General features: G+C 68.7%; 19 protein-coding genes and 1 tRNA gene. 11 read left to right on the top strand and 9 right to left on the bottom strand.

The genetic code is table 11. The annotated features are described in order from the left end of the window. Positions 1-232 precede the first annotated feature (232 nt). Both SALPAC3_RS0124340 and SALPAC3_RS0124335 read left to right on the top strand, forming a co-directional pair. Positions 233-1,231: a bifunctional lysylphosphatidylglycerol flippase/synthetase MprF gene (locus tag SALPAC3_RS0124340; RefSeq protein WP_080635235.1), complete on the top strand. Its 999-nt coding sequence runs from the start codon at positions 233-235 to the stop codon at positions 1,229-1,231. A gap of 15 nt (positions 1,232-1,246) precedes the next feature. Then, positions 1,247-1,429 carry a hypothetical protein gene (locus SALPAC3_RS0124335; RefSeq protein ID WP_026185866.1) on the top strand — a complete coding sequence of 61 codons (183 nt, stop codon included), beginning with the start codon at positions 1,247-1,249 and terminating at the stop codon, positions 1,427-1,429. A 25-nt stretch (positions 1,430-1,454) separates the two neighbouring features. On the opposite strand, the gene SALPAC3_RS0124330 is transcribed toward SALPAC3_RS0124335, so the two are convergent. From SALPAC3_RS0124330 to SALPAC3_RS28160, 6 genes are all read right to left on the bottom strand, one after another. After that, positions 1,455-2,759: a methylated-DNA--[protein]-cysteine S-methyltransferase gene (locus SALPAC3_RS0124330; RefSeq protein WP_018223776.1), complete on the bottom strand. Its 1,305-nt coding sequence runs from the start codon at positions 2,757-2,759 to the stop codon at positions 1,455-1,457. 279 nt (positions 2,760-3,038) lie between these two features. Next, positions 3,039-4,028: a ferritin family protein gene (locus SALPAC3_RS0124325; RefSeq protein ID WP_018223775.1), complete on the bottom strand. Its 990-nt coding sequence runs from the start codon at positions 4,026-4,028 to the stop codon at positions 3,039-3,041. A 19-nt stretch (positions 4,029-4,047) separates the two neighbouring features. After that, entirely contained in the window at positions 4,048-4,608 is a 561-nt protein-coding gene (locus SALPAC3_RS0124320; protein ID WP_018223774.1) for a flavin reductase family protein, read from the bottom strand. Next, positions 4,605-5,117 carry a hypothetical protein gene (locus tag SALPAC3_RS0124315; RefSeq protein ID WP_018223773.1) on the bottom strand — a complete coding sequence of 171 codons (513 nt, stop codon included), beginning with the start codon at positions 5,115-5,117 and terminating at the stop codon, positions 4,605-4,607. The genes SALPAC3_RS0124320 and SALPAC3_RS0124315 overlap by 4 nt, the downstream gene beginning before the upstream one ends. Positions 5,118-5,142: 25 nt before the next feature. After that, a complete protein-coding gene (locus SALPAC3_RS0124310; protein WP_026185865.1) occupies positions 5,143-6,282 on the bottom strand; it encodes an acyl-CoA dehydrogenase family protein in 1,140 nt (379 codons plus the stop codon). A 166-nt stretch (positions 6,283-6,448) separates the two neighbouring features. Continuing rightward, positions 6,449-6,531, bottom strand: a tRNA-OTHER gene (locus SALPAC3_RS28160). A 180-nt stretch (positions 6,532-6,711) separates the two neighbouring features. On the opposite strand from SALPAC3_RS28160, the gene SALPAC3_RS0124305 reads away from it, so the two are divergent. Next, entirely contained in the window at positions 6,712-8,109 is a 1,398-nt protein-coding gene (locus tag SALPAC3_RS0124305) for a pyridoxal phosphate-dependent decarboxylase family protein (protein ID WP_018223771.1), read from the top strand. Between the two features lie 23 nt (positions 8,110-8,132). Here the strand turns inward: SALPAC3_RS0124305 and SALPAC3_RS0124300 are convergent, their stop codons facing one another. Beyond that, a complete protein-coding gene (locus tag SALPAC3_RS0124300) occupies positions 8,133-8,939 on the bottom strand; it encodes an alpha/beta fold hydrolase (protein ID WP_018223770.1) in 807 nt (268 codons plus the stop codon). Beyond that, positions 8,936-10,219: an LLM class flavin-dependent oxidoreductase gene (locus tag SALPAC3_RS0124295; RefSeq protein ID WP_018223769.1), complete on the bottom strand. Its 1,284-nt coding sequence runs from the start codon at positions 10,217-10,219 to the stop codon at positions 8,936-8,938. The genes SALPAC3_RS0124300 and SALPAC3_RS0124295 overlap by 4 nt, the downstream gene beginning before the upstream one ends. Positions 10,220-10,496: 277 nt before the next feature. On the opposite strand from SALPAC3_RS0124295, the gene SALPAC3_RS0124290 reads away from it, so the two are divergent. The 5 genes from SALPAC3_RS0124290 (at position 10,497) to SALPAC3_RS0124270 (ending at position 18,824) form a co-directional block, all read left to right on the top strand. Next, entirely contained in the window at positions 10,497-10,799 is a 303-nt protein-coding gene (locus SALPAC3_RS0124290; RefSeq protein ID WP_018223768.1) for an acyl carrier protein, read from the top strand. A 24-nt stretch (positions 10,800-10,823) separates the two neighbouring features. After that, positions 10,824-17,117, top strand: a complete 6,294-nt coding sequence (locus tag SALPAC3_RS0124285; protein ID WP_018223767.1) for a type I polyketide synthase — start codon at positions 10,824-10,826, stop codon at positions 17,115-17,117. A gap of 96 nt (positions 17,118-17,213) precedes the next feature. Then, positions 17,214-17,999 carry a thioesterase II family protein gene (locus tag SALPAC3_RS0124280; protein WP_018223766.1) on the top strand — a complete coding sequence of 262 codons (786 nt, stop codon included), beginning with the start codon at positions 17,214-17,216 and terminating at the stop codon, positions 17,997-17,999. A 34-nt stretch (positions 18,000-18,033) separates the two neighbouring features. Then, positions 18,034-18,414, top strand: coding sequence for a hypothetical protein (locus SALPAC3_RS0124275; RefSeq protein WP_018223765.1), 381 nt, complete (start codon positions 18,034-18,036; stop codon positions 18,412-18,414). A 26-nt stretch (positions 18,415-18,440) separates the two neighbouring features. Next, positions 18,441-18,824, top strand: coding sequence for a hypothetical protein (locus SALPAC3_RS0124270; protein ID WP_018223764.1), 384 nt, complete (start codon positions 18,441-18,443; stop codon positions 18,822-18,824). A gap of 8 nt (positions 18,825-18,832) precedes the next feature. Here the strand turns inward: SALPAC3_RS0124270 and SALPAC3_RS0124265 are convergent, their stop codons facing one another. Continuing rightward, positions 18,833-19,750, bottom strand: a complete 918-nt coding sequence (locus SALPAC3_RS0124265) for a helix-turn-helix domain-containing protein (protein ID WP_018223763.1) — start codon at positions 19,748-19,750, stop codon at positions 18,833-18,835. Between the two features lie 191 nt (positions 19,751-19,941). Between SALPAC3_RS0124265 and SALPAC3_RS0124260 the strand changes: the two genes are divergently transcribed. The 3 genes from SALPAC3_RS0124260 to SALPAC3_RS0124250 all read left to right on the top strand — a co-directional run bounded on the left by SALPAC3_RS0124260 (position 19,942) and on the right by SALPAC3_RS0124250 (position 23,690). Then, on the top strand, positions 19,942-21,321 hold the full coding sequence (locus tag SALPAC3_RS0124260) for an MFS transporter (protein ID WP_018223762.1): 1,380 nt from the start codon (positions 19,942-19,944) through the stop codon (positions 21,319-21,321). Positions 21,322-21,696: 375 nt separating this feature from the next. Continuing rightward, on the top strand, positions 21,697-22,098 hold the full coding sequence (locus tag SALPAC3_RS0124255) for an acyl carrier protein (RefSeq protein WP_018223761.1): 402 nt from the start codon (positions 21,697-21,699) through the stop codon (positions 22,096-22,098). After that, complete coding sequence (locus tag SALPAC3_RS0124250; protein ID WP_018223760.1) at positions 22,095-23,690, top strand: long-chain-fatty-acid--CoA ligase; 1,596 nt, start codon at positions 22,095-22,097, stop codon at positions 23,688-23,690. Before SALPAC3_RS0124255 ends, SALPAC3_RS0124250 begins: the two co-directional genes overlap by 4 nt. Positions 23,691-23,759: the final 69 nt, after the last annotated feature.

Below are 23,759 nucleotides of genomic sequence, written 5' to 3'. Positions count from 1 at the left end.
CCGAAAGCCCAAGGAGTTCTGACGGCGATTTTGGCATCCCATACTTACCGTTTACTGACGTTGCGCTGACGCTTCTCATAACCGCTCCAACGCGAACGGACGCCATTATCATTCGTCATACTGACGGGACACTGACGGCAGCCTGACCGAACTCGCACACGCGTAACCCTTGTTCCGCAGCACTCACCTGTGTAATAACTGGATCGGCCACCGCGTCAGATGGGACGACATTATGAACGGTTCACCCAGCGAATCCGATATCGTCCTGGCAGCGCTCCAGGACTATACGGAGTCAGACAATCCGAGTGCATTCCTAGCGTTGAACTCGGGTAACCGGTACTTCCACGCGGAGGGGATCCCGGGCGTCATCGTCTACCGCGAGGCGGGGCGGTACCTGGTGCAGTTCGCCGGCCCCTTCGCCGCACCGGGCGACCGCGGCAAGCTGCTGAACGCGTTCGTCGCGTTCGCCGCCGAGCGCGATCGCGAGGTGGTCGCCGTACAGATCCAGGCCGCCGACGCCCCCGACTACGTAGCCGGCGGATTCACGGTCAACCAGATGGGCGCCTCGTTCGCCGTCGACCTGACCCGGTTCACGCTGCGCGGGACGGCGTTCATGCAGCTCCGCAACAAGATCTCTCGGGCCCACCGAACCGGCCTCGTGGCCCGGGAGGCACCGCTGGCGGACTGGTACGAGCGGATGCAGGCGCTGGACGCCGCCTGGCTGGGCAGCAAGGGTGCTGGTGCCAAACCACTGGAATTCCTGGTGGGCCAGTACGGCGACCGCCACCAGTCGCTACGCCGGCTGTTCGTGGCGGCCATCGGCGACCGACTCATGGGCTACATCACCTACTCGCCGGTGTACGGCGCCCACCAGGGATGGCTGCACGACCTGACCCGCCGCCAGCCGGAGGCACCGCCCGGCACGATGGAGGCGATCAACCGGGCGGCGATCGACACGTTCATCGCCGAGGGCGTGCACTGGCTGCACTTCGGCTTCACGCCGTTCACCGAGTTGGACAGGCTGCCCCGGTTTGGTGACCACAGCCGCGCCTTCCATCAGTTCATGCGCTACCTGTGGCAGCACGGGGAGGCGGTCTACCCCGCACAGACCCAACTGGCGTACAAGCAGAAGTGGGCCCCCAGCCACATCACGGGTGAGTACATCGGCTTCCAGCACGGGGCGAGTATCCCCGCCCTGGTCGCGATCTTCCGCGCCTGCAACGCCGTGTGAGCCCTGCCCAACAAGATGTTTAGGGAGGTCAACGTGTCCAACACCGAGATCGAGGCCCTCAGCGAACGACTGGCCGAGTGCTTCGGGGCCTGCGCCGCCGCACCGGACGACCGGGCGGCGGGTGCCACGGCCGACCAGGTGCTCGCCGAACTGGAGAAGTTGATGCGCCGCGTCCACGACGCCGGCGCGTCGTCCTAAGGCTTCCGTAGGAGCCCGGTGCGGCTCATCCGACTACCGGGTTCCGCTCCAGTTCGACCACCCGCCACAGGTACCAGCTGGCCACTGTCCGGTACGGCCGCCACCGTTCCCCCAGATCCGCTACCTGCTCCGGGGTGGGGATCGGAGTTATCCCGTAGAGCAGCCCGACGCCCCGCCGCAGACCCTGGTCGGCCAGCGGCAGGACGTCGGGGCGGCCAAGCCGGAAGATCAGGAACATCTCCGCCGACCACCGCCCGATGCCGCGCACCTCCGTCAGCCGGGCGACGATGCTGTCGTCGTCCATCCCGGCCAGCTCTTCGAGCCCGGGTAGGGCTCCGCGGTCGGCACGGCTGGCGAGGTCGTGCAGGGCGAGGACCTTGGCCCGGGACAGCCCGACCGCCCGCAACTCGTCCTCGCTGGCACGAAGGATCCGGGCCGGGGTGGGCCGGCCGTCGGCCCCCGCGCCGAGCGCGCGCAGCCGGCCAAAGATGGTCGCTGCAGCCCGGGTGCTCAACTGCTGGTGGACGATCGCCTCGGCAAGCATGTCGAACACCGAGAAGGTCGGCCGTACCGGCAGGTCGAAGGGCCCCAGCCGGGGCATCTGCGCGGCGAGGACCTGGTCCGCGCGGCGCAGGCACGCGACCGCAGCCGCCGGGTCGAACCCGAGCCGGCCCGGGGGTGTCTCCGCGCCGGCCAGCGGGATCGCGGCGCCGCCGGCCGCCGACGCGGTCGTGGCCGACGCCCTCTTCTTCGACCGCGTCTTGTCCGGCGCGCTCCTCGCGGAGGTGGTCCTGGCCGGCGCAGCGTTGGTGGGCACGGCGTTCTCGATCTCCAGGAGTCGCAGTTTGATGTCCACGCCACCCGCCGCCGTGAAGCCGCCGGGCCGGCCGTTGGCGGCGACGACCCGGTGACACGGGACGATGAGGGGGAACGGGTTGCGCCCCAGCGCGTGCCCCACGGAACGGGCGGAGCCGGGCGCGCCGATGGTGCGGGCCAGCGCCCCGTAGGTCACGGTGCCGCCGGCCGGGATCCGTCGCGCAGCCTCGTAGACCCGGCGGCGGAACGGTGGCAGCCCGTCGAGGTCCAGCGGAACGGCGCCGAGGTCGCTCGGTTGCCCGGACAGCAGGGCCACCAGGTCGTGCACCACCCGGGCGATGTCGGCCGGCGGATTGCCCTCCCGCGTGCGGGGAAACCGGGTCTGCATCCGCTGTCGGGTCTTGGCGCTGTTCGTCTCGGGGAGTTGGGTGCCCACGACGCGATCGCCGCACCACGCGATCGCGCACCGACCGATCGCCGTATCGAACATCGCGAAGCCCATGTCGGCACCCATGTGGCTCCTCACTTCCGTACCGGAAAGCAGAATGCGCTCGCGACATTTCACTCGGCGCAGAACTGGCTGCCTCCAGGGGCGGTCAGCATGCCCAACCGGCGGACCGGAGATCGGCGGTTTCGGTCGCGCCCAGATCGCGGATGCGCTTGACCTCTTTATCAAGATCTACGGTCAGCATAGCAATGTGTACCCGGTTTGGCCTTGCGCTGTTCCGGGACACGCTGCGCAGGTACGAACCCTGTCGCCCATCACTGGCCGCGTCGACCGCTCGGTCGCCCCTCACATGATCCGGGCTGCCCTGGCCCGCAGCAGATCGATCGCCTCCGGCAGGCCCATGAACCTCAGCCGGGCGTCGGCCAGATCGTCGTTCCACTGCGCCGCCAGGTCCCAACGCTCCTGCGGCGTGGTGTCGATCAGCCGGCGTCCCGGGAAGATCTCGTAGTCGCGCAACGCCTCGGCATGCGGCTGCATACCCTCCTGGAACAGCCGCTCCCGGTGCATGACGAACTCCTCGTCCTCCAGCTGATCCCACAGTTGTCGGCCTCGGCGCAGCACCTCGAGCACGTGCCCCCGATCCTCCGGGTGCTTGATCAGGTGATCCCGTACGTACGAGCTGCCGACTGTCAGGTGACGGATCTCGTCGATGGAGGCACCCCGGGCGATCTCCCCCGCGACCGGGTCCAGCACCCCCCACTTGCGTTCGCTGAGTTCGGTGGAGGCTGCCAGGATCCCCTCGATGATGACCGCGAAGGCGATGACCGCGCCGACGAAGTCCCCCTCGTCCCGCACGAGCGTGATCGCGAAGTCCTGCACCGGTCGCAGCACCCGGCGCTGGTATTCCGCGCCGGCACGGCGCACGAAGTCCATCAGCTCGCCTTTGGGCACACCCACGTTGAGCAGGTGATTCCTGAAGATCATATGGTGGCGGGCCTCGTCCAGCAGCTGGGTGCTGAAGAACTCGAGTTCGGGAATGTCGGGGGCGGTCGTTACGTAGTAGGCCAGAACCCGGGTCGCGGCCTCCTCATCCAGCGCGCGGTACGCCAGCTCCAGGCGAAGCGCCTCGTTGAGCGGGCCGGGCTCGCGCATGTAGTCGGGGGTGACCAGCTCGCCGGAGTAGCCGAGAGGCCGACCGCGCAGGGTTCCCTGGGCCACCTCCCGGAACCAGTAGCCGACGTCACACTGCTCCACGGTCAGGGCCAGATTGGCGGCACCGTCCAGCAGGCCGGGCGCGTGGTCGAAGTCCGCTTCGGTGGCAACCACATCGGTCATAGTGATCAGCTCCTCTTGGTCAGCTCTGTTGAATCGGGGGCAGGGGCATGGAGACGTGGGGGTACAGGCGGCCGGCGTACGACAGCAGCGGCTCGCCCCGGTGGTGCCGGCCCTCCACGACATCTGCGAAGATCAAATCGTGGTCACCCACCGGGTGCAGTTCACGGACGCGGCAGGACAGGTGGGACAGACACCCGTCGATCAGCGGCGCCCCGGTGTGCGGATCCGGATGCCAGGTCAGGTTGTGGAACTGGGCGTCGCCGGTGGGCCGCAACGGATCGGCGAAGTGGGTGGCCAGGTCCATCTGGTATCGGCCCAGCACATTGACGCAGAAGGCGCCAGCCTTCTCGGTCAGGGCAGTGAACGTCGACGAGACGCGCAGCGCGACACCGAGCACCAGCGGATCGCGGGAGACGGCGACGATCGCGCTGACCGTCGCGCCGTGCGCGGCGCCGTCCTGGTGGACCGTCAGCACCGTCACCCCCGAGGCCAACCGGCGCAGCGCGGAGCGGGCCGGCGACCCGAGATCGACCACCTCCCCGCCGGCGACGGCACCGCGCTCCCGTACCTGGTCGGTCACCGCGCCGCCCCGACACTGCCGACCGAAACCGGCTCCTCGGGGGCGGGCACCCGGCTGGTCCCGGCCGAGCGGGCCCGCAGCATCGCGACGATCCGGTCGTACGCGGCGTTGGGGACAGGCTCGAAGGGCCGGCCGAACGGCTTAAGGAAGTTACCGAACACCCCGCGGTCGCCGAAAATGTGGAACGGAATCGCCAACAGGGCCCACTCCGGGCCGATCAGCCACAGCCACAGACCGACCAGGGCGGTCTGGGTGATCAGGCTGTGCATCGTGTTGTACAGCACGTAGTAGACCTTCGAGATCCGCCCGTCCGGGCTGCGGCGGAACGCGATGGCCCCGGGGATGTAGCCCACCAGGTCGATGATCGCGAACAAGGCAATGAAGGGGATCCAACGAATCTCGTCGAAGTGGACGAGGATCAGCACGATCGAGATCGCGAAGCCCACCAGGTATTCGGCACGGTGTAGACGGAACGTCAGCGGCGACTCATACGGATTCTTCTGGTCCATGGTGGTCCTCCCTCGCGAGCGGCGGTTACGACAGATTGAGCGGAGCGCCGGCGAAGTAGTCACCGAGCGCCTCGACGGTGCTGGTGCGCGACGGTGGGTGGAACGCCAGGGCCCGCACGGCAGATATCAGGTACGCGACGTCGAAGGTGCGCATGAAGGTCAACCCGCCCAACAGTTCGGCGGCGTCGTTGACCGCGACGGCGAGCAGATCCTGCACCGCGTACCGGGCCACGAGTACGGACGCCACCGCCTCGTCGCCGGTGACCCCGTCGTTCATCGCCCGGGCGGCGCCTTCCACCAGGTCGACCGCAGCCTCCAGGCGCCGGGCCACCCCGACCCGGTCCGAGACGCTGCCCCGGCCGGTCGCCACCAGCTGCGCCACCAGGTGCGAAGCCGCACCGACATAGATGGACGTGGCCAGCAGCTCGAACCAGGTGAAGCCGACGGTCTGCAGGTCGTCGAGCCGGCTCTCGTCCTCGGCGGTGCTCTGGATGACCAGTTCCTGCGGGACGAAGACGTTCTCCAGCCGCACCTCGTGGCTCTGCGCGGCGGCGAGGATCGGGCTGACCCAGAACGGCGTCGTGCTGATGCCCGCCGATCCGGCAGGGATCAACAGCAGGGCCAGGTTGTTACGGCCGTCCGGTCCGGGGAGCGCAACGCTGGCGGTCAGGATGTTCATCGACGCCGACAGGCTGCACGGCTTCTTGCTGCCGTTGACCAGATAGCCGCCGTCGGTCGGCCGCGCCACGACAGACGGCAGCAGGATGTTCTGATCGGTACGTCCCTCCGCCCAGCCGGAGGCGAGTAGCAGTCCGTCGCTGGCGATACCCGAAAGCACCTTCAGCTGCGCGTCAGTCAGCCGCCCGGCAGTCTCGGCGAGCGCGAACAACATGGCGACGGTGAAGTGATGCATGGCCAGGCCCACGCCGAGCGACGGCGACAACGCCGACACCGCCCGCTGTACGCGTACCGCGTCCAGGGGATCCGCGGCTGATCCACCGTGCTGCCGGGGCACCAGCAGCCCCGGGCCGCCGTGCGCACGGAACACCTCGACGACGCGACTGCCTTCAGCCTCGCGCTCGTGCAGCGGCATCCGCTCCAACGCCGCGAGCAACCCGGGATGGAACCGCTCGCACACTTCCCGTGCCACCGTGAGAGAACGCATCTGTAACACTCCCTGATGTCGAAAGGCACCGTCCAGCCACGTGCTTCGAGCCCGTTTTCAATCTGACAAACTGCGCTGACCGAAAACTGACGCCGTCTTGACAAGAGCAAAATCGGGTAGGAATACAGCGAGCGCCCGGGCGTACCCGGGCGCTCGCTGTATTGTGCGGAGAGGGCAGGATTCGAACCTGCGTGGGCCGAAGCCCTTCCGGTGACCCGGACCCCAATAGGCCGCTCTGGGCACCTCTCCCTCAGCGCGGCGGCCGGCTCCGCTGGTGAGATCTCCCGCCGCCTTGCTGAGACAATCATCGCAGAGTGGTCCTGACCCGATACTGACGCCCAACTGACGTCGTTCCCCGGTTCGGTGTGCCTCGCCGGAGGAACGTTTCGGTCAGCGTCCGATCAGGAACCGGTCGATATCGTCGGGTGCATGGATAATGCGCATGATCGGCTGCTCGGTCTCGCCGCCGGCTACGCCACCGCTTATCTGGACAGTCTGCCCACCCGACGCGTCGGCGCGACCGCCAGCCCGAAGCAGCTGGTGCGGCTGCTCGGCGGCACCATGCCCGAGGGCCCGTCCCCGGCCGAGCAGACGATCGCGCTGCTGAACCAGGCGGCCCAGGAGGGCGGCGTGGTCGCCAGCTCCGGGCCCCGGTTCTTCGGCTTCGTCGTCGGCGGCACCCACCCGGTGTCCATCGCAACCGACTGGCTGGTCAGCGCCTGGGATCAGAACAGCGGCGTGTACGACCTCGGCCCGGCCGTGGCCACCGCCGAGCAGGTGACCGCGGAGTGGCTGGTCGACCTACTGGGTCTTCCGCCCGGTACCTCCGTCGGTTTTCCGACCGGCTGCGCCATGGCGCACGTCGCCGCGTTGGCGGCGGCCCGGCACAACGTGCTGGAAGAGGTCGGCTGGGACGTGGAACGCGACGGGCTCCAGAGCGCGCCACTGGTCAACGTGGTCGCCTCGGAGCAGCGCCACCTCACCGTCGACCTGGCGCTGCGCTATCTGGGCTTCGGGATGGCCAACACCCGGCTCGTGCCCACCGACGCTCGTGGCCGGATGCTCGCCGACCGGCTGCCGGAGATCCTGCGCACCTGCGAGGGCCCGACGATTGTCTGCACCCAGATCGGTGATGTGAACACCGGGGCCGTCGACCCGGTTGGCGCGGTCTGCGACATCTCTCATGAGCACGACGCCTGGGTGCACGTGGACGGGGCGTTCGGGCTGTGGGCGGCCGCCAGCCCCAAACTGCGCCACCTGGTCGCCGGGGTGGAGCACGCGGACTCCTGGGCCTCCGACGCACACAAGCTGCTGAACGTGCCGTACGACTGCGGACTGGTCTTCGTGGCGAACCCGGATGCCCATCGCGCCGCGATGCTCAGCGTCCGACCTGGCTACCTTCCGGACCCCGCACCTGGTGAACGTGATCCGATCGATTGGGTGCCGGACTTCTCCCGTCGGGCCCGCAGTCTGCCGGTCTGGGCGACGCTGCGCACGCTCGGCCGTAGCGGGGTCGCCGAGCAGGTGGAGCGGTGCTGCGCACTGGCCCGACGCTTCGCCGACCACCTGCGCGACGTCCCGGGGGTGCGGGTCCTCAACGACGGCCCGCTCAATCAGGTGCTGGTGCGCTTCGGTGACGACGATGAGGTCACCCGAACCGTCATCCGGCGGCTGCAGAACTCCGGCGACTGCTGGTTCGGCGGCACGATGTGGCAGGGCTCTGCCGCGATGCGGATCTCGGTGAGCTCGTGGCAGACCACCGCGGCGGACGTCGACCACACCGCCGTGCGCATCGCGGCCACCGTGACTGAGGTCCTGCACCCGTAGGCGGTGGCGACGCCGCGGTCAGCTCAGGCGAGGAAATTGTCCAGCGTCGCCATGGTGAGCTGCGGCTGGTCGAGCTGGATCAGATGTCCGCACTCCGCCAGCACGGCCACCGTGCAGTCGCTGACCACCGCGGCGAACTCCTTGGCGTACTGGACGTCGACGATGCGGTCCTGACGTCCCCAAACGAGCAGCACGGGGACGGTGATCCGGTGCAGCCGGCGGCGCAGCCCGTGCTCCGGAAACGGCCACACGAACTTGCCGCTGCAACCGTACGCCCAGATTTGGGCAACCATCCTGGCGCGCATCTGCTCTGGATCGGTGGGCAGTTGCAGGACCGTCTTGACCAGGTCGCTGGAGAGGTTGTGAAACAGCAGCGCCGGCAGCTTGTCCGGGGCTACGGCGTTCCAGTTGACGACGGGGGCGTCGTCGAGCCACAACCCGAGTGGGGCCAGCAGTACCACCCGGCCCGGCAGTTCGGGGAAGTGCGCGGCCAGGTCAGCGGCGAGCATCCCGCCGAATGAGGCCCCGACCAGTACCGGGCGCTGCAACCCGAGCTGTCCGATCATCTCCTGGTAGGCCAGCACCAGGTCCGACCAATCCGCTATCTGCCGGATGGCGTGCGGGTCGTCGGGACTGGTTCCGGGGAACTCCGGGACGTACACGGTGTACCGCTTGGTCAGGTGCCACAGCAACGGATCCCAACCGAAACCACCGGCCTGGTGCAGGTAGACCAGGGGCACACCCGCGCCGGCGATCTGCACCTCGACCGTGAGCCGTCCGCCGAGGACGGTGACCGCCTCGCGACGTACCGAAGGCAAGCTGGTGCTCATGCGACGGTCCTCTCATTGTGGTTGTCTGACGTGGTGGCGGGTGCGGCGGTCGTCGTAGCAGGGCTGCCACCCAGGCGCTCGGGCCACCAGTGGTGGGCGTGGTCCGTGTCGCTCCACAACTGACGGAGTCGCGGCGCGACCGCCTCCGCGAACAGCTGAATGTTTTCGCGGACCAGCTCGGTGGGGAGCGAGCCGAAACCGAGCATGGCGTGCAGGTTGCCGATCCGGTGCTCCCGGCAGAACGCGAACAGCTGCTCCGCCACGGTCTCCGGGCTACCGGCGATCACCGCGCCGGCCTCAACGAGCTCTCGGTAGGACGCCCCGCGCATCTGCCGCGACATGCCGACGTCACCGGGGTCGGCGAAGACCGCCCGCAGGCCCTGAATGTCAATCCCGCCGGGGATACCGAGCAGGTGGCCAGGGATCGAACCGAGGCCCTTGCGGAATGCGTACTCGGCGTGCTCGGCGTACCGGCGGTCCGCCTCGGTGTCGGTGTCGGCTACCGCGATGGTCTGTAGGAAGCCCACCCGATACGGGTTGGCCGGGAGGCCGGCGCGCTCGACCAGCTCCCAGAACCGGGGAAAGATGCGCCTGCCGGTCAGTTTGGCGCCGGAAAAGCCAAAGTAGTTGAAGCCGAAGTCCCGGTCGAGCGTCATCTGCATTGTGCGCGGGTTGCCGATGCCGGTGACCCACAGCGGCGGACGCGGCTGCAACGGCCGCGGCCAGATGTTGACCTGGGGATAGCGGCTGTACCGACCGTTCCACGGAAACGGCGCCGGGTCGCTCCAGGCGCGCAGCACCAGGTCGAGGTTCTCCTCGTAGCGTCCCCGTGCCTCGATGGGTGGCACGCCGTTGTTGATCGTCACGTCGTAGCCCAGGCCGATCGGAAAGCCCGCGATCAGTCGGCCACCGCTCATCACGTCGAGCTGTGCGTACTCCTCAGCCACCCGGACCGGCTCGTGGGTCTTACCCAACGTGCGGCCCAGTGGCATGATCCCGACGTTGAGCCCCTCCAACTCGGTGGCGTATGCGAGTGCCCCGGCGACGATGTCGGGATTGGGCGTCACGTCGTAGGCGCTTTGGCCGTGCTCAGTGACCAGGAGCGCGTCGAAACCGGAGCGGGCCCCGACCATCAGCTCGTCCAGAAACGAGCGCATCGACTCGTACATGCGGCGGGGATCGACCAGCGCGTACGGCGTGTCGCAGACCGAGTCGAACCGCTCCTCGAAATCCGCCGGGAGATAGCGGTACGGTGCCTGCTCGAACAGCGTTATCCTCACGTCGCCCTCCGGCAATAGATCAACCGATTCACCCGTCCGCGAGAAGGCAAAGGTGCCTGCCGAATGTGCCCACTCAGGGCGGAAATACCGGACGCGGGCGGTTGGTGTCACCTTCGCATCCGCCGCTGACCCGATGCTGATCCGCCACTGATTGGGGCCTCGCCGCCGTATCACCCGGTCGTCAGTCGGCGGTCAGCGGCAACTGCTTGACTTGCTGATAGACCACAACCGCGACGGGGGCGCCGCGGGCACGTAGCCGGTAAATGGGAGAGCCTTGATGACCCCGGAAACGGTGCTGGAGTTGCGGGAGCTGCCTCGACACGAGCGCCGCGAAGCTCTCGAGGTGATCGTCGCGGAGCAGTTCCGCGCCACGCTTCTTATGGAGGAGGACGAAGAATTTCCAGCGGAAACCAGTTTTTTTGACCTGGGCTGCACGTCGCTCATCATCGCTGATGTGAAGGAACAACTCGAAACGTTGCTTGGTTGCCCCATCAGCGCCACAGTTGTGTTCAACCGGCCAACCCTCAAGCAGTTCGTCAACTACCTAGCCGACGACCTCCTGCGTCTGTCGGCCACATAGCACAGAAGGTAAGGAGGCGGCGCCGTGTCCACCAATTCTGACACGCAGCCGACGGCGGTCCGGGACCATGGTGCCGATCCTGGCGCGAGTCGTGAGCCGATCGCCATCATCGGAGCCGGCATCCGGTTCCCGGGCAGCAACGAGTCACTCGACCAGTTTGCGGCGTTCCTCACCCGCGGCGGCAACGGCATTCGCCCGGTGCCTGAGGATCGGTGGGATGTGGAGGCGTTCCGGTCCGATGACCCCGACGCCAAGGGCAAGATCGGGGCGGCGGGGTTCGGCTTCCTCGACCAGATCGATCAGTTCGACGCGCCGTTCTTTGGGATCTCCCCGTTGGAGGCGCAGTACGTCGACCCCCAGCAGCGGATGCTGCTGGAGGTCACCTGGGAGGCGCTGGAGAGCGCCAACCTCGATCCCGCCGCCCTGCGGCACAGCAGCGGCGGCGTCTACGTCGGCGCCAGCTCCTTCGACTACGCCCTGGAGCTGGACTCGCTGCCCTACGAGGAGGTCGACGGGCACCTGGCCGCCGGCATCAGCTTCTTCCCGTTGGCCGGCCGGCTGTCGTACTTCCTGGGCTGGCGTGGGCCGAGCCTGAGCACCGACACCGCCTGCGCGTCCTCGCTCACCGCCCTGCACCTGGCCGTGGAGGGTCTGCGTGGTGGCGAGTGCCCAATCGCAGTGGCCGCAGCGGTCTGCGCGATCCACCACCCCAAGATCCCGGTGATGTTCACCCACGGCAACATGCTTGCCCCCGACGGGCAGTGCAAGACCTTCGACGACTCCGCAGACGGGTACGTGCGTGCCGAGGGCTGCGGCGCGCTGGTGCTCAAGCGGCTGGCCGACGCGCAGCGCGACGGTGATCCCATCCTTGCGCTCATCCGCGGCACCGCCATCGGTCAGGACGGCGAGAGCGCCGGCCTGACCGTGCCCAACGGCAACGCGCAGGAGGCCGTGATGCGCGCCGCGCTGCGCAACGCCGGGTTGACGCCGGGCGACATCCAATACGTGGAGGCCCACGGCACCGGCACCGCGCTCGGCGACCCGATCGAGATGGGCGCCATCACCGACGTCTTCGCCGCACATCACACCAAGGACGCGCCGCTGGTGGTGTCCTCGGTGAAGACCAATGTCGGGCACATGGAACCGGTCGCCGGCATCGGCGGCGTGGTCAAGAGTGTGCTGCAGATGCGGGAAAGGAGTTTCTTCCCCCATCTCAACATGACCAAGCCCTCCGGGCGCATTCCGTGGGACCGGATCCCGGTGCACATCCCGACCAAGGGCGGTCCCTGGCAGGCCCCGGTCCGGCGGGCGCTGGTAAACAGCTTCGGCTTCGGCGGCGCCATCGCCAGCGCGGTGCTGGAGGAGGCGCCGCCGGTCACTGTCGAGCCTCCGGTGGAGCTGCCCGGCAACCACGTCGTTGTGGTCTCGGCCAAGAGCCGTCAGTCGCTGGCGCAGCTGCTGAGCCGGTACCGGGAGCACCTCGCCGCGCATCCCGACACGCGCCTCGACGAGCTCTGCTACACCGCGACCGTGGGCCGCTCCCACTTCCCGCTGCGGGCCGCTGCTGTTGTGCGCGACCGCGAACAGCTCGACGCGTTCCTCGCGAAGCAGATCGAGCGGACCGGCAAGGCCACCGCCACCGAGAAGATCCGCAAGGTGGCGTTCCTCTTCACCGGGCAGGGCTCGCAGTACCCGGGCATGGGAGAGGCGCTCTACCGGCAGTTCCCGGTCTTCCGCGAGCACCTTGACGCGTGCGACCGGCTGTTCGCCCCCGAACTCGGCCGCTCGGTCGTCGGGCTGATGCTCGGACCGGAGAGCAGCGCCGAGGACCTGCAGCAGACCCGCTACACGCAGGCGGCGCTCTTCAGCCTGGAGTACGCGCTCGCGCAGCTGTGGTTGTCGTGGGGAATCCGGCCCAACGTGCTCATCGGACACAGCATTGGCGAGGTGGCGGCGGCCACGGTCGCCGGCCTGTTCAGGCTGCCGGACGCGGTGCGTCTGGTCGCCGCCCGTGGCCGGCTGATGCAGGCGGTCACCGCGCCGGGCGGCATGGCTGCGGTGAACTGCGCCGCCGAGGAGCTGACCGAAGTGCTGGCCGGCCGCGACGATCTGGCGGTCGCCAGTATCAACTCGCCGAGCCAGACAGTCATCTCCGGCGCCGCGGACGCGCTCGCCGAGGTGACGGCCGCGCTGACCGCACAGAGCCGCAAGGTCACCACCCTCGCCGTCTCGCATGCCTTCCATTCGCCGTTGATGCGGGAGGTGTTCGACGAGTTCCGCGCGGCGCTGACCGACATCGAGTTCCACGAGCCGAGCATGACGGTGGTGTCGAACCTGACCGGCAAGCCGGCCCGCTTCAGCGAGCTGGCCGACCCCGAGTACTGGGTGCGGCATATCGGCGAGCCGGTCAACTTCCTGGCCGGCATGCGCGGTGTCGAACGGCGGGGCAACCACAACTTCGTCGAGATCGGTCCGTCCAACGCCCTGATGGGTCTCGCCCGGCAGTGCCTGACGCCGGAGAACCACCGGTGGTTGGCCAGCCTCGACCGCCGCGACGAGCACGGTGACGTGATCCGCGAGTCGGTGGCCGCGCTCTACCGGGCCGGCGCCACCATCTCGTGGACCGGATTCCACTCCGGCAGGGAACGAGGCAAGATCGACCTGCCGACGTACCCGTTCGACCGCAGGCGGTACTGGTTGCCGATCAAGGGACCGCGGCACGGCCTTGGCGGCGCTTCCGGTGACGGAACCGTTCACCACCCGCTACTCGGCGCCGAGACCGAGGGCGGCGACGGGATGCGCGAGTTCCGGGCCCGGTGGAGTGCCACGTCGCCGGGCTACCTCGCCGATCACGTGGTGATGGGTCACGTGGTGTTTCCCGGCACCGGCTACCTGGAGGTGCTTCTCGCGCTGCAGGATGCGGTCCTCGGCCAGACCGGGCACGAGATTCGCGACGTGCAGATCGCGGAGCCGCTGTTCTTGGGCGACGAACCCGTGCAGGTGCGGATCCGCTTCCGTCCGGCCGCCGAGGACGGCGAGGACCACATCGCCGAGATCACCAGCCACGCCGACGGCGTCGAACGGGTGCATGTGCGGGCCCGCATCGCCCGGCACCCGTCGCACGCGCCAACGGAGACCGGGGCGGCGCTGCAGGAACTGGCAGCCTCCGTCGGCGAGCCCGACGAGGTGCTCGGCGAGGACGCCGTCTATGCCGCGTACGCCGCCGCCGGGTTGGAATACGGGCCCAGGTTCCGCCGCACCCAGAAGGCTGCCCGGCACGGTACCGACCTCGCCGTCGGCGAGGTGCGCGGCGTTCGGGCCGGCGCGGTGGAGCACATGCCGCCATACCTGACTGACAGTGCCACCCACGCGTACGCCGCGATCGGCGACGACGGCAACAGCTACCTGCCGGTGAGCTACGCGGCGTTCAGCATGTTCAAGAAGCCTAGGGCCGACGCACTGCGGGTGCTGATGCGCATCGATCCCGCGCCACCGGCCGGCCTGGACCGCTCGATCGACCTGCTGGCGCTGGAAGCTGACCAGCCGGTGTTCGAGCTGCGCGGCCTCGGTATGAAGCGGGTGGAAAACGCCGCCGGCAGCCGGCGGCGCGGCATCGCCCACCAGCAGCGGTGGCTGAAGCGGTCCCTGCCGCCGACCGCTACGCCGCAGCCGCATACTGTGCTACTGGTCGGTGCGCCGGGACCGGTGGCGTCCGGACTGGGCGAGCAGGCGGTGGAGTCGGCTCGCGTGGTTACCGCAGCCGATGCCGCCGAGGCCGCCGGGATGGTGGCCGCCGGCGGGATCACCGACGTGTGCTGGTTCTGGACGCCGGTCGGGCAAACCGGCACACCGACCGGCGAAGCAACCGTCGCGTCCCTGCGTGCGGAGTGCAAGGCGAACTACACGGCACTGCTCGACCTGATCCGGTCGCTCGGCGACGCCGGCTTCGGCCGGCAGCAGCGATTGTGGCTGGTCACCGAGGGGGCCCAACTGCTGCCCGGGGACGCCGCCGCCGATGACCGGCCGGTCGCGGCCGCGAGCCTGTGGGGAGCCGGGCACACGCTGCTCAACGAACACCCCTCGTACCGGACCACCCTGGTGGATGTGCCCGGCGACAGGACCGGCTACCGGCAGCTACTTGAGGAGATCGCGGCCTCGGTCGGCGGCGAGTTCCAGGTGGCGTACCGCGACGGTCACCGACACGTCCGCCGGTTGCTCCCGCTGCCGCTGAGCACGGGAGCGGGCCCCGAGGACAACGTCGCCGTCACCATTCGCGAGTACGGGCAGTTCGGCAACCTGCAGGTCATCCCGGCGCCGGTTGTCGCCCCGGAGGGCGACCAGGTCGAGGTTCTGGTGCGTGCCGCCGGCCTCAACTTCAAGGACGTGTTGAACGCGCTGGGGATGCTGCGCGCCTACGGCGAGCAGCCCCTCGGCTTCGAGGCAGCCGGCACGGTCGTGGCCGCCGGCCCCGACGCCACCCACCAGGTCGGCGACGAGGTGATCGTCAACTACCTCGGCTGCCTGCAGCGCCGGATCGTGGTGCCGTCGGCGGTCGCGGTGCGTAAGCCGCCCAACCTGGGCATGCTCGAGGCGGCCGGCGTGGCAGCGGTGTACGTGACGGCCCACTATGCTCTGCACACGCTCGCCAACATCAAGGCCGGCGACCGGGTCCTGATCCACGCCGGAGCCGGCGGGGTGGGCCAGGCAGCCGTCCAGCTCGCCAAGGCAGCCGGCGCGGAGGTGTACGCCACCGCCAGCCCGCACAAGTGGCAGGTGTTGACCGCGCAGGGTGTCCGGCATGTGATGAACTCGCGCACATTGGACTTCGCCGACGAGCTGATGCGGGTCACCGACGGCGCCGGCGTGGACATCGTGCTCAACAGCCTGAACAAGGACTACATCCCGGTCAGCATGTCCTGCCTGGCGCCGGGCGGCCGGTTCATCGAGATGGGCAAGGTCGGTGCCTGGACCCCCGAACAGGCTGGCGAGGTGCGTCCCGACCTCCGCTACCACAACTTCGACCTCAGTGAGCTGCCGTGGGACGACGCTGTCCGGGTCACCAGCGAGACGCTGCGGATCATCGCCGATCGGCTCGCCACAGGGGTACTGAGCCCGATTCGCACCACCACCTACACCCTCGATGAGCTGGAAGAGGCGTTCGGGGTGCTCAGCCGGGGTCAGAACATCGGCAAGCTGGTCGTCGACCTCGCGCCGGAGCCGGCCCGGCCGGAGATTCCGATCCGACCCGACCGCACGTACGTGGTCACCGGTGGGCTCGGTGCCCTCGGTCTGGTGACTGCCAACGAGTTGGTCGCCGCCGGGGCCCGGCACATCGCCCTGATCGGGCGCAGCGGCGCCCCCGCGCCGGACGTGGCGGAGTTGGTCGAGCGGCTGCGCGCCACCACCGAGGTGACCGTGCACCGCGGTGACGTGGCCGAGCCGGCCGACCTGACCCGGATCCTGGCCGAGATCGGTCGCCGGCCGCACCCGATCGGCGGGATAGTGCACTCGGCGGGCATGCTGCGTGACGCGCCGGTCGCTGCCCAGACCTGGGAGTCGATCGACGAGGTGTTCCGCCCCAAGGTGTACGGCACCTGGCTGCTGCACCAGGCGGCCCGGGACCTGCCCGAGCTGGCCTTCCTGATCGGGTACTCGTCGGCGGCGCCGATTGTCGGCACGCCGGGGCAGTTCAACTACTCGGCGGCCAACGCATTCCTCGACGACCTGCTGCTGCGCCGATTCGCCGCCGGGCACGGCGGGATGACCGTCAACTGGGGACCGTGGGGTGAGGTCGGCATGTCGGCCCGCCTCTCCGATCAGCTGATCAAACGGTGGTCCGACGAAGGCATCGTGTTGACCACACCGGCGGTCGGCATGCGGGCGCTGCGCGCCCTGCTGCGTACGCCGACCGGGCAGGCCGTCGTCGGCGGGTGCGACTGGGACCGGTTCATCGCCGCCAAGCCGGTCGCCAACGCCCTCTACCAGCGGCTGCGCGACGACACCGGTGACGCTGCCGCCGTCGGGCTCGACGTGGCCGCGCTACTGACCGCTCCGAGCGAGCAGCGCCTGGCGAGCATCGACCAGTACGTGCGGGCGAAGGTGGCCGGCGTACTGCACTTCGACGACGTCGACGCCGTCGATTCCACTGTCGAGTTCGTCCGGCTGGGTCTGGACTCGCTGGTGGGCGTCGAGCTGAAGAACGCCTTGGAGTCCGCGTTCGGCGTGCCACTGCCGGCGTCCGTGGCACTGGAGTACCCCACGGCTGAGGCGCTGGCGGAGTACCTCGACGGCTTGCTCCTTACCGAAACCACCGCCTGAACCCGCGGTGCCGCGTCCCACCTCAGCACGGTGGGAGGCGGCACCCGCCACGACCGAGTTCTGGTCGCGGCTCCCGCGACGACGAAAGGAGGTCCGATGGTCCAGCGTCGCGCGATAGTCAACCGCTGGTTCCAACCCGAGGGGGTGCCCGCCGACGCTGCCGTGCGGTTGTTCCTCCTGCCGTATGCGGGCGGCAACGCCGGAGTGTTTCGCGACTGGCTGCCGCTGTTCCCGGCCGACATCGCGGCGCAGGCCGTACAGCCGCCCGGCCGGCTCGACCGCCGCGACGAGCCGCTGCTGACCGACCTCGGCCCGATGACAGAGGCGCTCGGCGAGGCGATCGCCGCGGAGCTGGACGGGCGGCCCTTCGCGCTGTTCGGGCACTCGATGGGCGGGCTGCTGGCGTACCGGGTGGCGGTGCTGCTCGCCGCCGAGTACGGAGCGACGCCGATGCTGGTCGCCTCGGCCGGATGGACCCCGGAGGGGTTCTCGATGCCGACCCTCGAGCAGGTGCAACTGCCCCAGCCCGAGCTGGTTTCCTGGATCGTGGGTCTCGGCTCGCTGCCACCGGTGATCTACCAGGACCCGGAGCTGCTGGAGCTGACGATACCGCCCACCCGGGCCGACCTCACTGCCTGTGCCCGGTACGTCGACGACGGCGCCCCGGTGCCGTGCCCCGTGATCAGCTACACCGGGCGCGACGACCCGCTGCTGACCGCCGATGCCCCGGAGTCCTGGAACAGCCGGAGCCCCGAGTACCTCGGCAACTCGGCGTTCCCCGGCGGCCACTTCTTCATCTACGCCGCGGCGCTGCCGATCGCCGCCGACCTGACCCGGCACCTGCGCCGGCTCGCGGCGCTCACCTCGGCACCCGGGCACTAACCGGCGGGCCGGGACCCGCCAGAACGGAGCGATCATGTCGAAGAGAAGCCTCAACGTACTCGTTGACCGGTACATCGCCACCTGGAACGAGCCGGAGCCCGACGTCCGCCGCAAGATGATCGACGAGCTGTGGGCGGAGGACGGGACCTACTACAACCGGCTGTTCGTCTGCCAGGGGCGGGACATGGTGGAGGCGGCCATCTCCACCGCCCACCGCGAATACAGCGCCAAGGGGTTCACCTTCAAGTCCCGCAACGACGCGTACGGCCACCACGGTGGGGTGAAGTTCGGCTGGGTCCTCGCCGCCCGGTCCACCGGGGAGGTCGACACGTTCGGCGAGGAGTTCCTGATCCTCGACGGCTCCGGGCGGATCGTCGCGGACTACCAGTTCGGTCTCCGCCCACCGGCGATCTGAGCCGGCCGATCCGAGGGAGCAGCACGATGGCAGACCACTTCGACTACAACGACATCGCTGAGCGCTACGTCGCCTCCTGGAACGAGCCCGACCCCGAGACACGCAAGAAGCTGGTCGAAGAGCTGTGGGCGGAGGACTGTACCTACTACAACCGGCTGTTCGTCGCCTCCGGACGCGAGATGATGCCGTTCGTGGTGGGGCGGGCTCATGACGAGTACTACGGCAAGGGCTTCTGCTTTCGCTACCAGAACGACGCGTACGGCCACCACGGCGGGATGCGCTTCCATTGGGTGATGGTTTCCAGCGCGACCGGGGAGGTGGATACCTTCGGCGAGGATTTCGTCATCCTGGACAAGTCGGGTCGCATCCGGGTGGACTATCAGTTTGCAATGAAGAAGCCGTCGGTGTGACGGGTAGGTCATTCGGAATCGGCGCCGACCCCCATGGTCCCGTGGTCGGCGCCGAGCCCGACGATGTCGTCGAGAACCGACGTGCGGCTGGACCGGGCTGGCTGGGCGGTCAGCGCCAGCGCGGTGAGCCCGTCCTGCGGATAGAACGCCTTGATCGCGAGGTCCGGCACGGTCACGTCGAGCGCTGTGCCGAAGACCGTGACCGTGCAGCAGAAGGTCAGCTCACGTTGGCCGTCACGCAGCCGCAGGGGCAGCAGCGGATTGTCACGTTCGCCGGCGGCGACAAGCCGTTCCGACCCGCCGTAGCTGCACAGCTCGGCGTACAACTCGGCGAGGACGGGATCGGCCAGCGAGGTCAGGCGGCGCTGCAGGCGACCGAGCAGGTTCTGCCGCCACTCGACCAGGTTGACGATCCGAGGGGCGAGCCCGTCCGGGTGCAGTGTCAGACGCAGCACGTTGACCGGCGGCACCAGCAGCTGGTCGGCGACATCCCGGGTGAACAGCCCCCACCCGGTGTTGGCCGCGATCAACCGCCACGCACCGTCGACGGCGATGGCGGGGATCGGCTCGTGGCCGAGCAGCACCTGTCGGGCGGCGGCGTGCAACAGGTCGAGGTCGTCAGCGTCACCCGCGTACGCGGGGGCGAGCCCGGCGGCCAGCAGGATCTGGTTGCGGGCGTGGCCGGGGATACGCAGATGGTCGGCGAGCCGGATGATCAACTCTCGGCTCGGCGCCGCTCGGCCGGACTCGACGTAGGAGAGATGCCTTGGCGACACCGCGGCGTCCGAGGCCAGCCGCAGCTGGCTCATTCGGCGTTGCTGCCGCCACCAGCGCAGCAGCGTGCCCGCATGGCGCCGCTCCCGCACCAGGGCCGGCGCCGGGCCCCGGGACACCATCGAGCGGTTCCGCTGTGCCGTCTCGCTCATTTCCGCTCGCGACCTCTGAGGTTATTGCCCGTCGCCATCTCCGTCGCAGAGTATCAGGACGGCCGGTGATGGCACCTTTTCCAGGAGTAACGATGGCGACTCACGCACGCCCGGTCGACGCCGGTGGCGGCACGACACCGCCGACTCCGCGCACGGATGCCACTGCCGCGGGGTCAGCCGATCACCCAGGCATGGTCCTCGTGCTGATGATCGGCATATTCCTCAGCGTCCTCGATTTCTTTGTCGTCAGCGTCGCCGTACCGTCGATTCAGCGGGATCTTTCCGCCACGTCGGCGACCGTGCAGTTGACCATCGCCGCCTATGCCCTTGGATACGCCGGCCTGCTGATCGTCGGTGGCCGCCTTGGTGACATCTTCGGCCGCCGCCGTATGTTCAGCGCGGGCATCCTGTTGTTCACTGTCGCGTCGGCGGTGTGCGGGGTGGCCCCGAACGCCGGATCCCTGATTGTCGGCCGGTTCGCGCAGGGGCTCGCCGCTGCCATCATGACGCCGCAGGTGCTCAGCATCGTCAGCGCGACACTCACCGGCGCATCGCGCGCCCGGGCGTTCACCGCGTACGGCTTCACGATGGGCGTCGCGGCGCTCTTCGGCCAGCTCATCGGTGGTGTGCTGATCTGGGCCGACCCGATGGGGCTCGGCTGGCGCAGCGTGTTCCTGATCAATGTGCCGATCGGCGTCGCGGCGCTGGTTCTGGTGCCGCGCCGGGTGCCCGAGTCACGCGCCACCGGCCGGCCGGTGCTCGACCTTCCCGGCATGATCCTGATCTCGCTGGCGATGGGCGCGATGGTCCTGCCGTTGATCGAGGGCCGCGAGCGCGGCTGGCCGCTCTGGGCCTGGTTGTGCCTGGCCGCCGCGCTGATGCTCTTCGCCGCCTTCATGGTGCGGGAGCGGGCCGTGGCCGGGCGCCGCGCAGCGCCGTTGGTGCACCCGGGGCTGTTTCACGACCGGGCGTTCTCCGCTGGACTGCTCACCCAGTTGCTCTTCTATTTCGGGCAGGCGTCGTTCTTCCTCGTCTTCGCCGTCTACGTGCAGAACGGCCGAGGATTCAGCGCGCTGCAGGCGGGCCTCCTGTTCATCGCCATCGGCGGCGGCTACATGGCCACGTCGTTGATCGCCCAGCGGGTGGCGATGCGGCTCGGGCGTCAGGTGATCGCCCTCGGCGCCCTGCTGCGTACCACCGCTGCGGTGTTGATGATCGTGGCGCTGGCCGGGCCGGCGGGCGAGGGCAGCATCTGGTGGCTGGTCCCCGCGCTGGTTATTGACGGTGCCGGACAGGGGCTGGCCGTAGCGCCGCTCGCGTCGACGGTGCTGTCGCGCATCGACCCGCAGCATGCCGGCGCGGCCTCCGGCGTGCTCAGTACCGGAATCTGGGCCGGCAACGCCTTCGGTGTCGCGATCATTGGCATCATCTTCTACGGGACGCTGTCGCGCGTCGGCGGCGATCCGTTCCGGGACGCCTTCAGTGCCAGCCTCGTGTTCATCGCGGTGGTCGGGGTCCTGGTGGCAACCTTGGTCCAATTCCTGCCCCGGGCGCCGCAATCAGCGCGCTGACCGCCCGACCTGGCCGACCTGCCCGTGCGGCCGCGCCACGGGCAGGCCGGATCGTCCCGGATGCCCTCGTGGACCTCCGGATCGCAGGCCACAGCCGCGATCGGTCTACCGGCTACCGGTCTTGACGACCAGTTGCAGGCTGCCTTGAACTGCGGACTGCCCCGGCAACGTTTCCCGGTCGTGGGCCTATCCTCGCAACCCCAGAGAATCGTCCAATATCATTTACGCGGCTCAGGAGCATCGGGCCGGATCAGCGTCGGGTCAGCGTGACGTAAAGATCAACTGATCTAATAGTTAACTGGGATGGGAACCCCACCACCACTGGGCTGAGGACCACTGCGCAGTTCGTTGTCGTTCATGATGGGGAGGAAATGAATGACCACCACACGCGCTCCAGCCGTCGAACGACTGAGGCATCTGCCGGCTTCCGAGCGCCGCGCGGAGCTGGAATCCATGGTGACCGAACAGTTCCGGGCGGTACTCCTCATTCCGGACGACGAGCCCGTGCCGTTGCACGAGAGTCTGTTCGCACTCGGCATGTCGTCGGTTCTCATCGGCGAGGTGCAACATCGCCTCTCCGACCTGCTCGGTCAGAATCTGCACAGTTCCGTGTTATTCAACAGTTGCACGGTCGCCCAGGTGATCGACTACCTTACGACCGACGTGCTGCCCGACATGTTCCCGCAATCCGCCTCGCCGCCGACCGCGTTACCACCTGCAATGACCCGAGTGCTCTGGGACAACGTTCTGCACGAGATGGGCGCAGGGGCGGCATGATCTCCTACGAGCACACCATCGCCGCGCGCATCGCGGAGCACGCCCGGCATCGGCCGGACGTGGCCGCGATCCTCTTCGAGGACGTGCGGGTCAGCTACGCGGAGCTGCACGCTGAGAGCAACCGTGTCGGTCACGCTCTGCTGCGTGACGGCCTCGACCGAGGCTCCCGCGTCGCCTATCTCGGCCGCGAGTCACACCACTTCTACACGATTGCCATCGCGTGCGCGAAGATCGGTGCGGTGCTGGTGCCGGTAAATCCTCGACTTACCACAGTGGAAATCGACCATGTGCTGCGCGACTCCACGGCGGAGATCCTCTTCGTCGAGCACGAGTTCGTGTCGGTGATCGAACCACTGCGGGCGGACTTGGCCACGCTGCGACAAATGGTCGACATGGACGCGCCGGGAGCGCGCTACGGCAGATTTCTGCGGTGGTTCGCTGGCGGCCCGACACACGACCTGGATCTACCAGTGGACACCGACGACCCCGTGGCGCAGATGTACACCAGCGGCACCACCGGACTACCCAAGGGCGTCATACTGGCGCACCGCACATTCTTCACGTTCATCGACAACATGCGACGCGCCGGCGTGGACTGGATCGACTGGCGGCCGGAGGACCGCAGTCTCAGCGCCTTTCCTGGCCTGCACGCCGGCGGCTACGCGTGGTTCATGCACAGCCTGAGCGTCGGCGCGACCAGCATCGTGATGCAGTCGTTCGTGGCCGGCGAGGCGGGCGCGTTGATCGAACGTCATGCCGTGACAACTTTGTGGGCCGCCCCCGCCATGCTGCAGATAGTGCTGTCGGAGCCGGACGCCGGCCCGCATCGGTTCCGGTCCCTGCGCAAGATCGTCTACGGTGGTTCGCCGATCTCCCCGGAACTGCAGGAACGCTGCATGCGCGAGTTCGACTGCGACCTGGTGCAGGCGTACGCCGCCGCCGAAACGGGCAGCTTTGTCACCTGCCTACGCGCCGACGAACACACCCCCGGTCACCCCAAGCTCGGCTCGGCGGGGCGGATCTGTCCCGGCAATGATCTGCGCATCCTCGACGAGGCCGGCGTCGAGCTGCCACCCGGGCAGCCAGGCCGGATCTGCGTACGCACCCCGGCCGAGTTCATCGGGTACGCCAACCGGCCGGACGAGACCGCCGCGATGAAGGTAGACGGCTGGCTGCGCATGGGCGACAGCGGCTACCTCGACGACGACGGCTACCTGTATCTGCGGGACCGGATCAACGACACGATCATCGTGGCCGGCCAGAACATCTACCCGGTCGAGGTGGAGAACGTGATCCGGACCCACCCGCACGTCGCCGACGTGGCCGTCTACGGCGTACCGCACCCGCGCTGGGGTGAAGTGGTCCACGCGGCCGTCGTGCTGGCCCCCGGCGCGCAGGTGTCGCCGCGCCAGTTGATGCTGTTCCTCCGCGGCTGGATCGCGGACTACAAGGTGCCGGTGGGATACCGATTCCTCGATAGCCTCCCGCGCAATCCCACCGGCAAGGTGCTGCGCCGGGTACTGCGCGCCGAGGACGGTGGCGCGCGCGCACCTACCACCGGCGCCCCGCGCACCGCCGGCACCGCCTCCTGACCGGCCGGGTGCGCGAATGCTCGGCCTTCGCCCCACCTGACAACTCGCCGGGAGTAGGCGTCGACCAGG

This window comes from Salinispora pacifica DSM 45544 (assembly GCF_000378845.1).
Taxonomy (GTDB): Bacteria; Actinomycetota; Actinomycetes; order Mycobacteriales; family Micromonosporaceae; genus Micromonospora; species Micromonospora pacifica.
The sequence above is the reverse complement of the archived record's forward strand: the minus strand, read 5'-3'. Positions and strand labels throughout refer to the sequence as shown.

Coding starts and splice junctions, on each gene's coding strand:
- SALPAC3_RS0124255 (WP_018223761.1), top strand. CDS start 21,697: ATGACCACCACACGCGCTCCAGCCGTCGAACGACTGAGGCATCTGCCG.
- SALPAC3_RS0124325 (WP_018223775.1), bottom strand. CDS start 4,028: ATGACCGATGTGGTTGCCACCGAAGCGGACTTCGACCACGCGCCCGGC.
- SALPAC3_RS0124250 (WP_018223760.1), top strand. CDS start 22,095: ATGATCTCCTACGAGCACACCATCGCCGCGCGCATCGCGGAGCACGCC.
- SALPAC3_RS0124335 (WP_026185866.1), top strand. CDS start 1,247: ATGTTTAGGGAGGTCAACGTGTCCAACACCGAGATCGAGGCCCTCAGC.
- SALPAC3_RS0124330 (WP_018223776.1), bottom strand. CDS start 2,759: ATGGGTGCCGACATGGGCTTCGCGATGTTCGATACGGCGATCGGTCGG.
- SALPAC3_RS0124290 (WP_018223768.1), top strand. CDS start 10,497: ATGACCCCGGAAACGGTGCTGGAGTTGCGGGAGCTGCCTCGACACGAG.
- SALPAC3_RS0124275 (WP_018223765.1), top strand. CDS start 18,034: ATGTCGAAGAGAAGCCTCAACGTACTCGTTGACCGGTACATCGCCACC.
- SALPAC3_RS0124300 (WP_018223770.1), bottom strand. CDS start 8,939: ATGAGCACCAGCTTGCCTTCGGTACGTCGCGAGGCGGTCACCGTCCTC.
- SALPAC3_RS0124270 (WP_018223764.1), top strand. CDS start 18,441: ATGGCAGACCACTTCGACTACAACGACATCGCTGAGCGCTACGTCGCC.
- SALPAC3_RS0124260 (WP_018223762.1), top strand. CDS start 19,942: ATGGTCCTCGTGCTGATGATCGGCATATTCCTCAGCGTCCTCGATTTC.
- SALPAC3_RS0124315 (WP_018223773.1), bottom strand. CDS start 5,117: ATGGACCAGAAGAATCCGTATGAGTCGCCGCTGACGTTCCGTCTACAC.
- SALPAC3_RS0124340 (WP_080635235.1), top strand. CDS start 233: ATGAACGGTTCACCCAGCGAATCCGATATCGTCCTGGCAGCGCTCCAG.
- SALPAC3_RS0124265 (WP_018223763.1), bottom strand. CDS start 19,750: ATGAGCGAGACGGCACAGCGGAACCGCTCGATGGTGTCCCGGGGCCCG.
- SALPAC3_RS0124305 (WP_018223771.1), top strand. CDS start 6,712: ATGGATAATGCGCATGATCGGCTGCTCGGTCTCGCCGCCGGCTACGCC.
- SALPAC3_RS0124310 (WP_026185865.1), bottom strand. CDS start 6,282: ATGCGTTCTCTCACGGTGGCACGGGAAGTGTGCGAGCGGTTCCATCCC.
- SALPAC3_RS0124280 (WP_018223766.1), top strand. CDS start 17,214: ATGGTCCAGCGTCGCGCGATAGTCAACCGCTGGTTCCAACCCGAGGGG.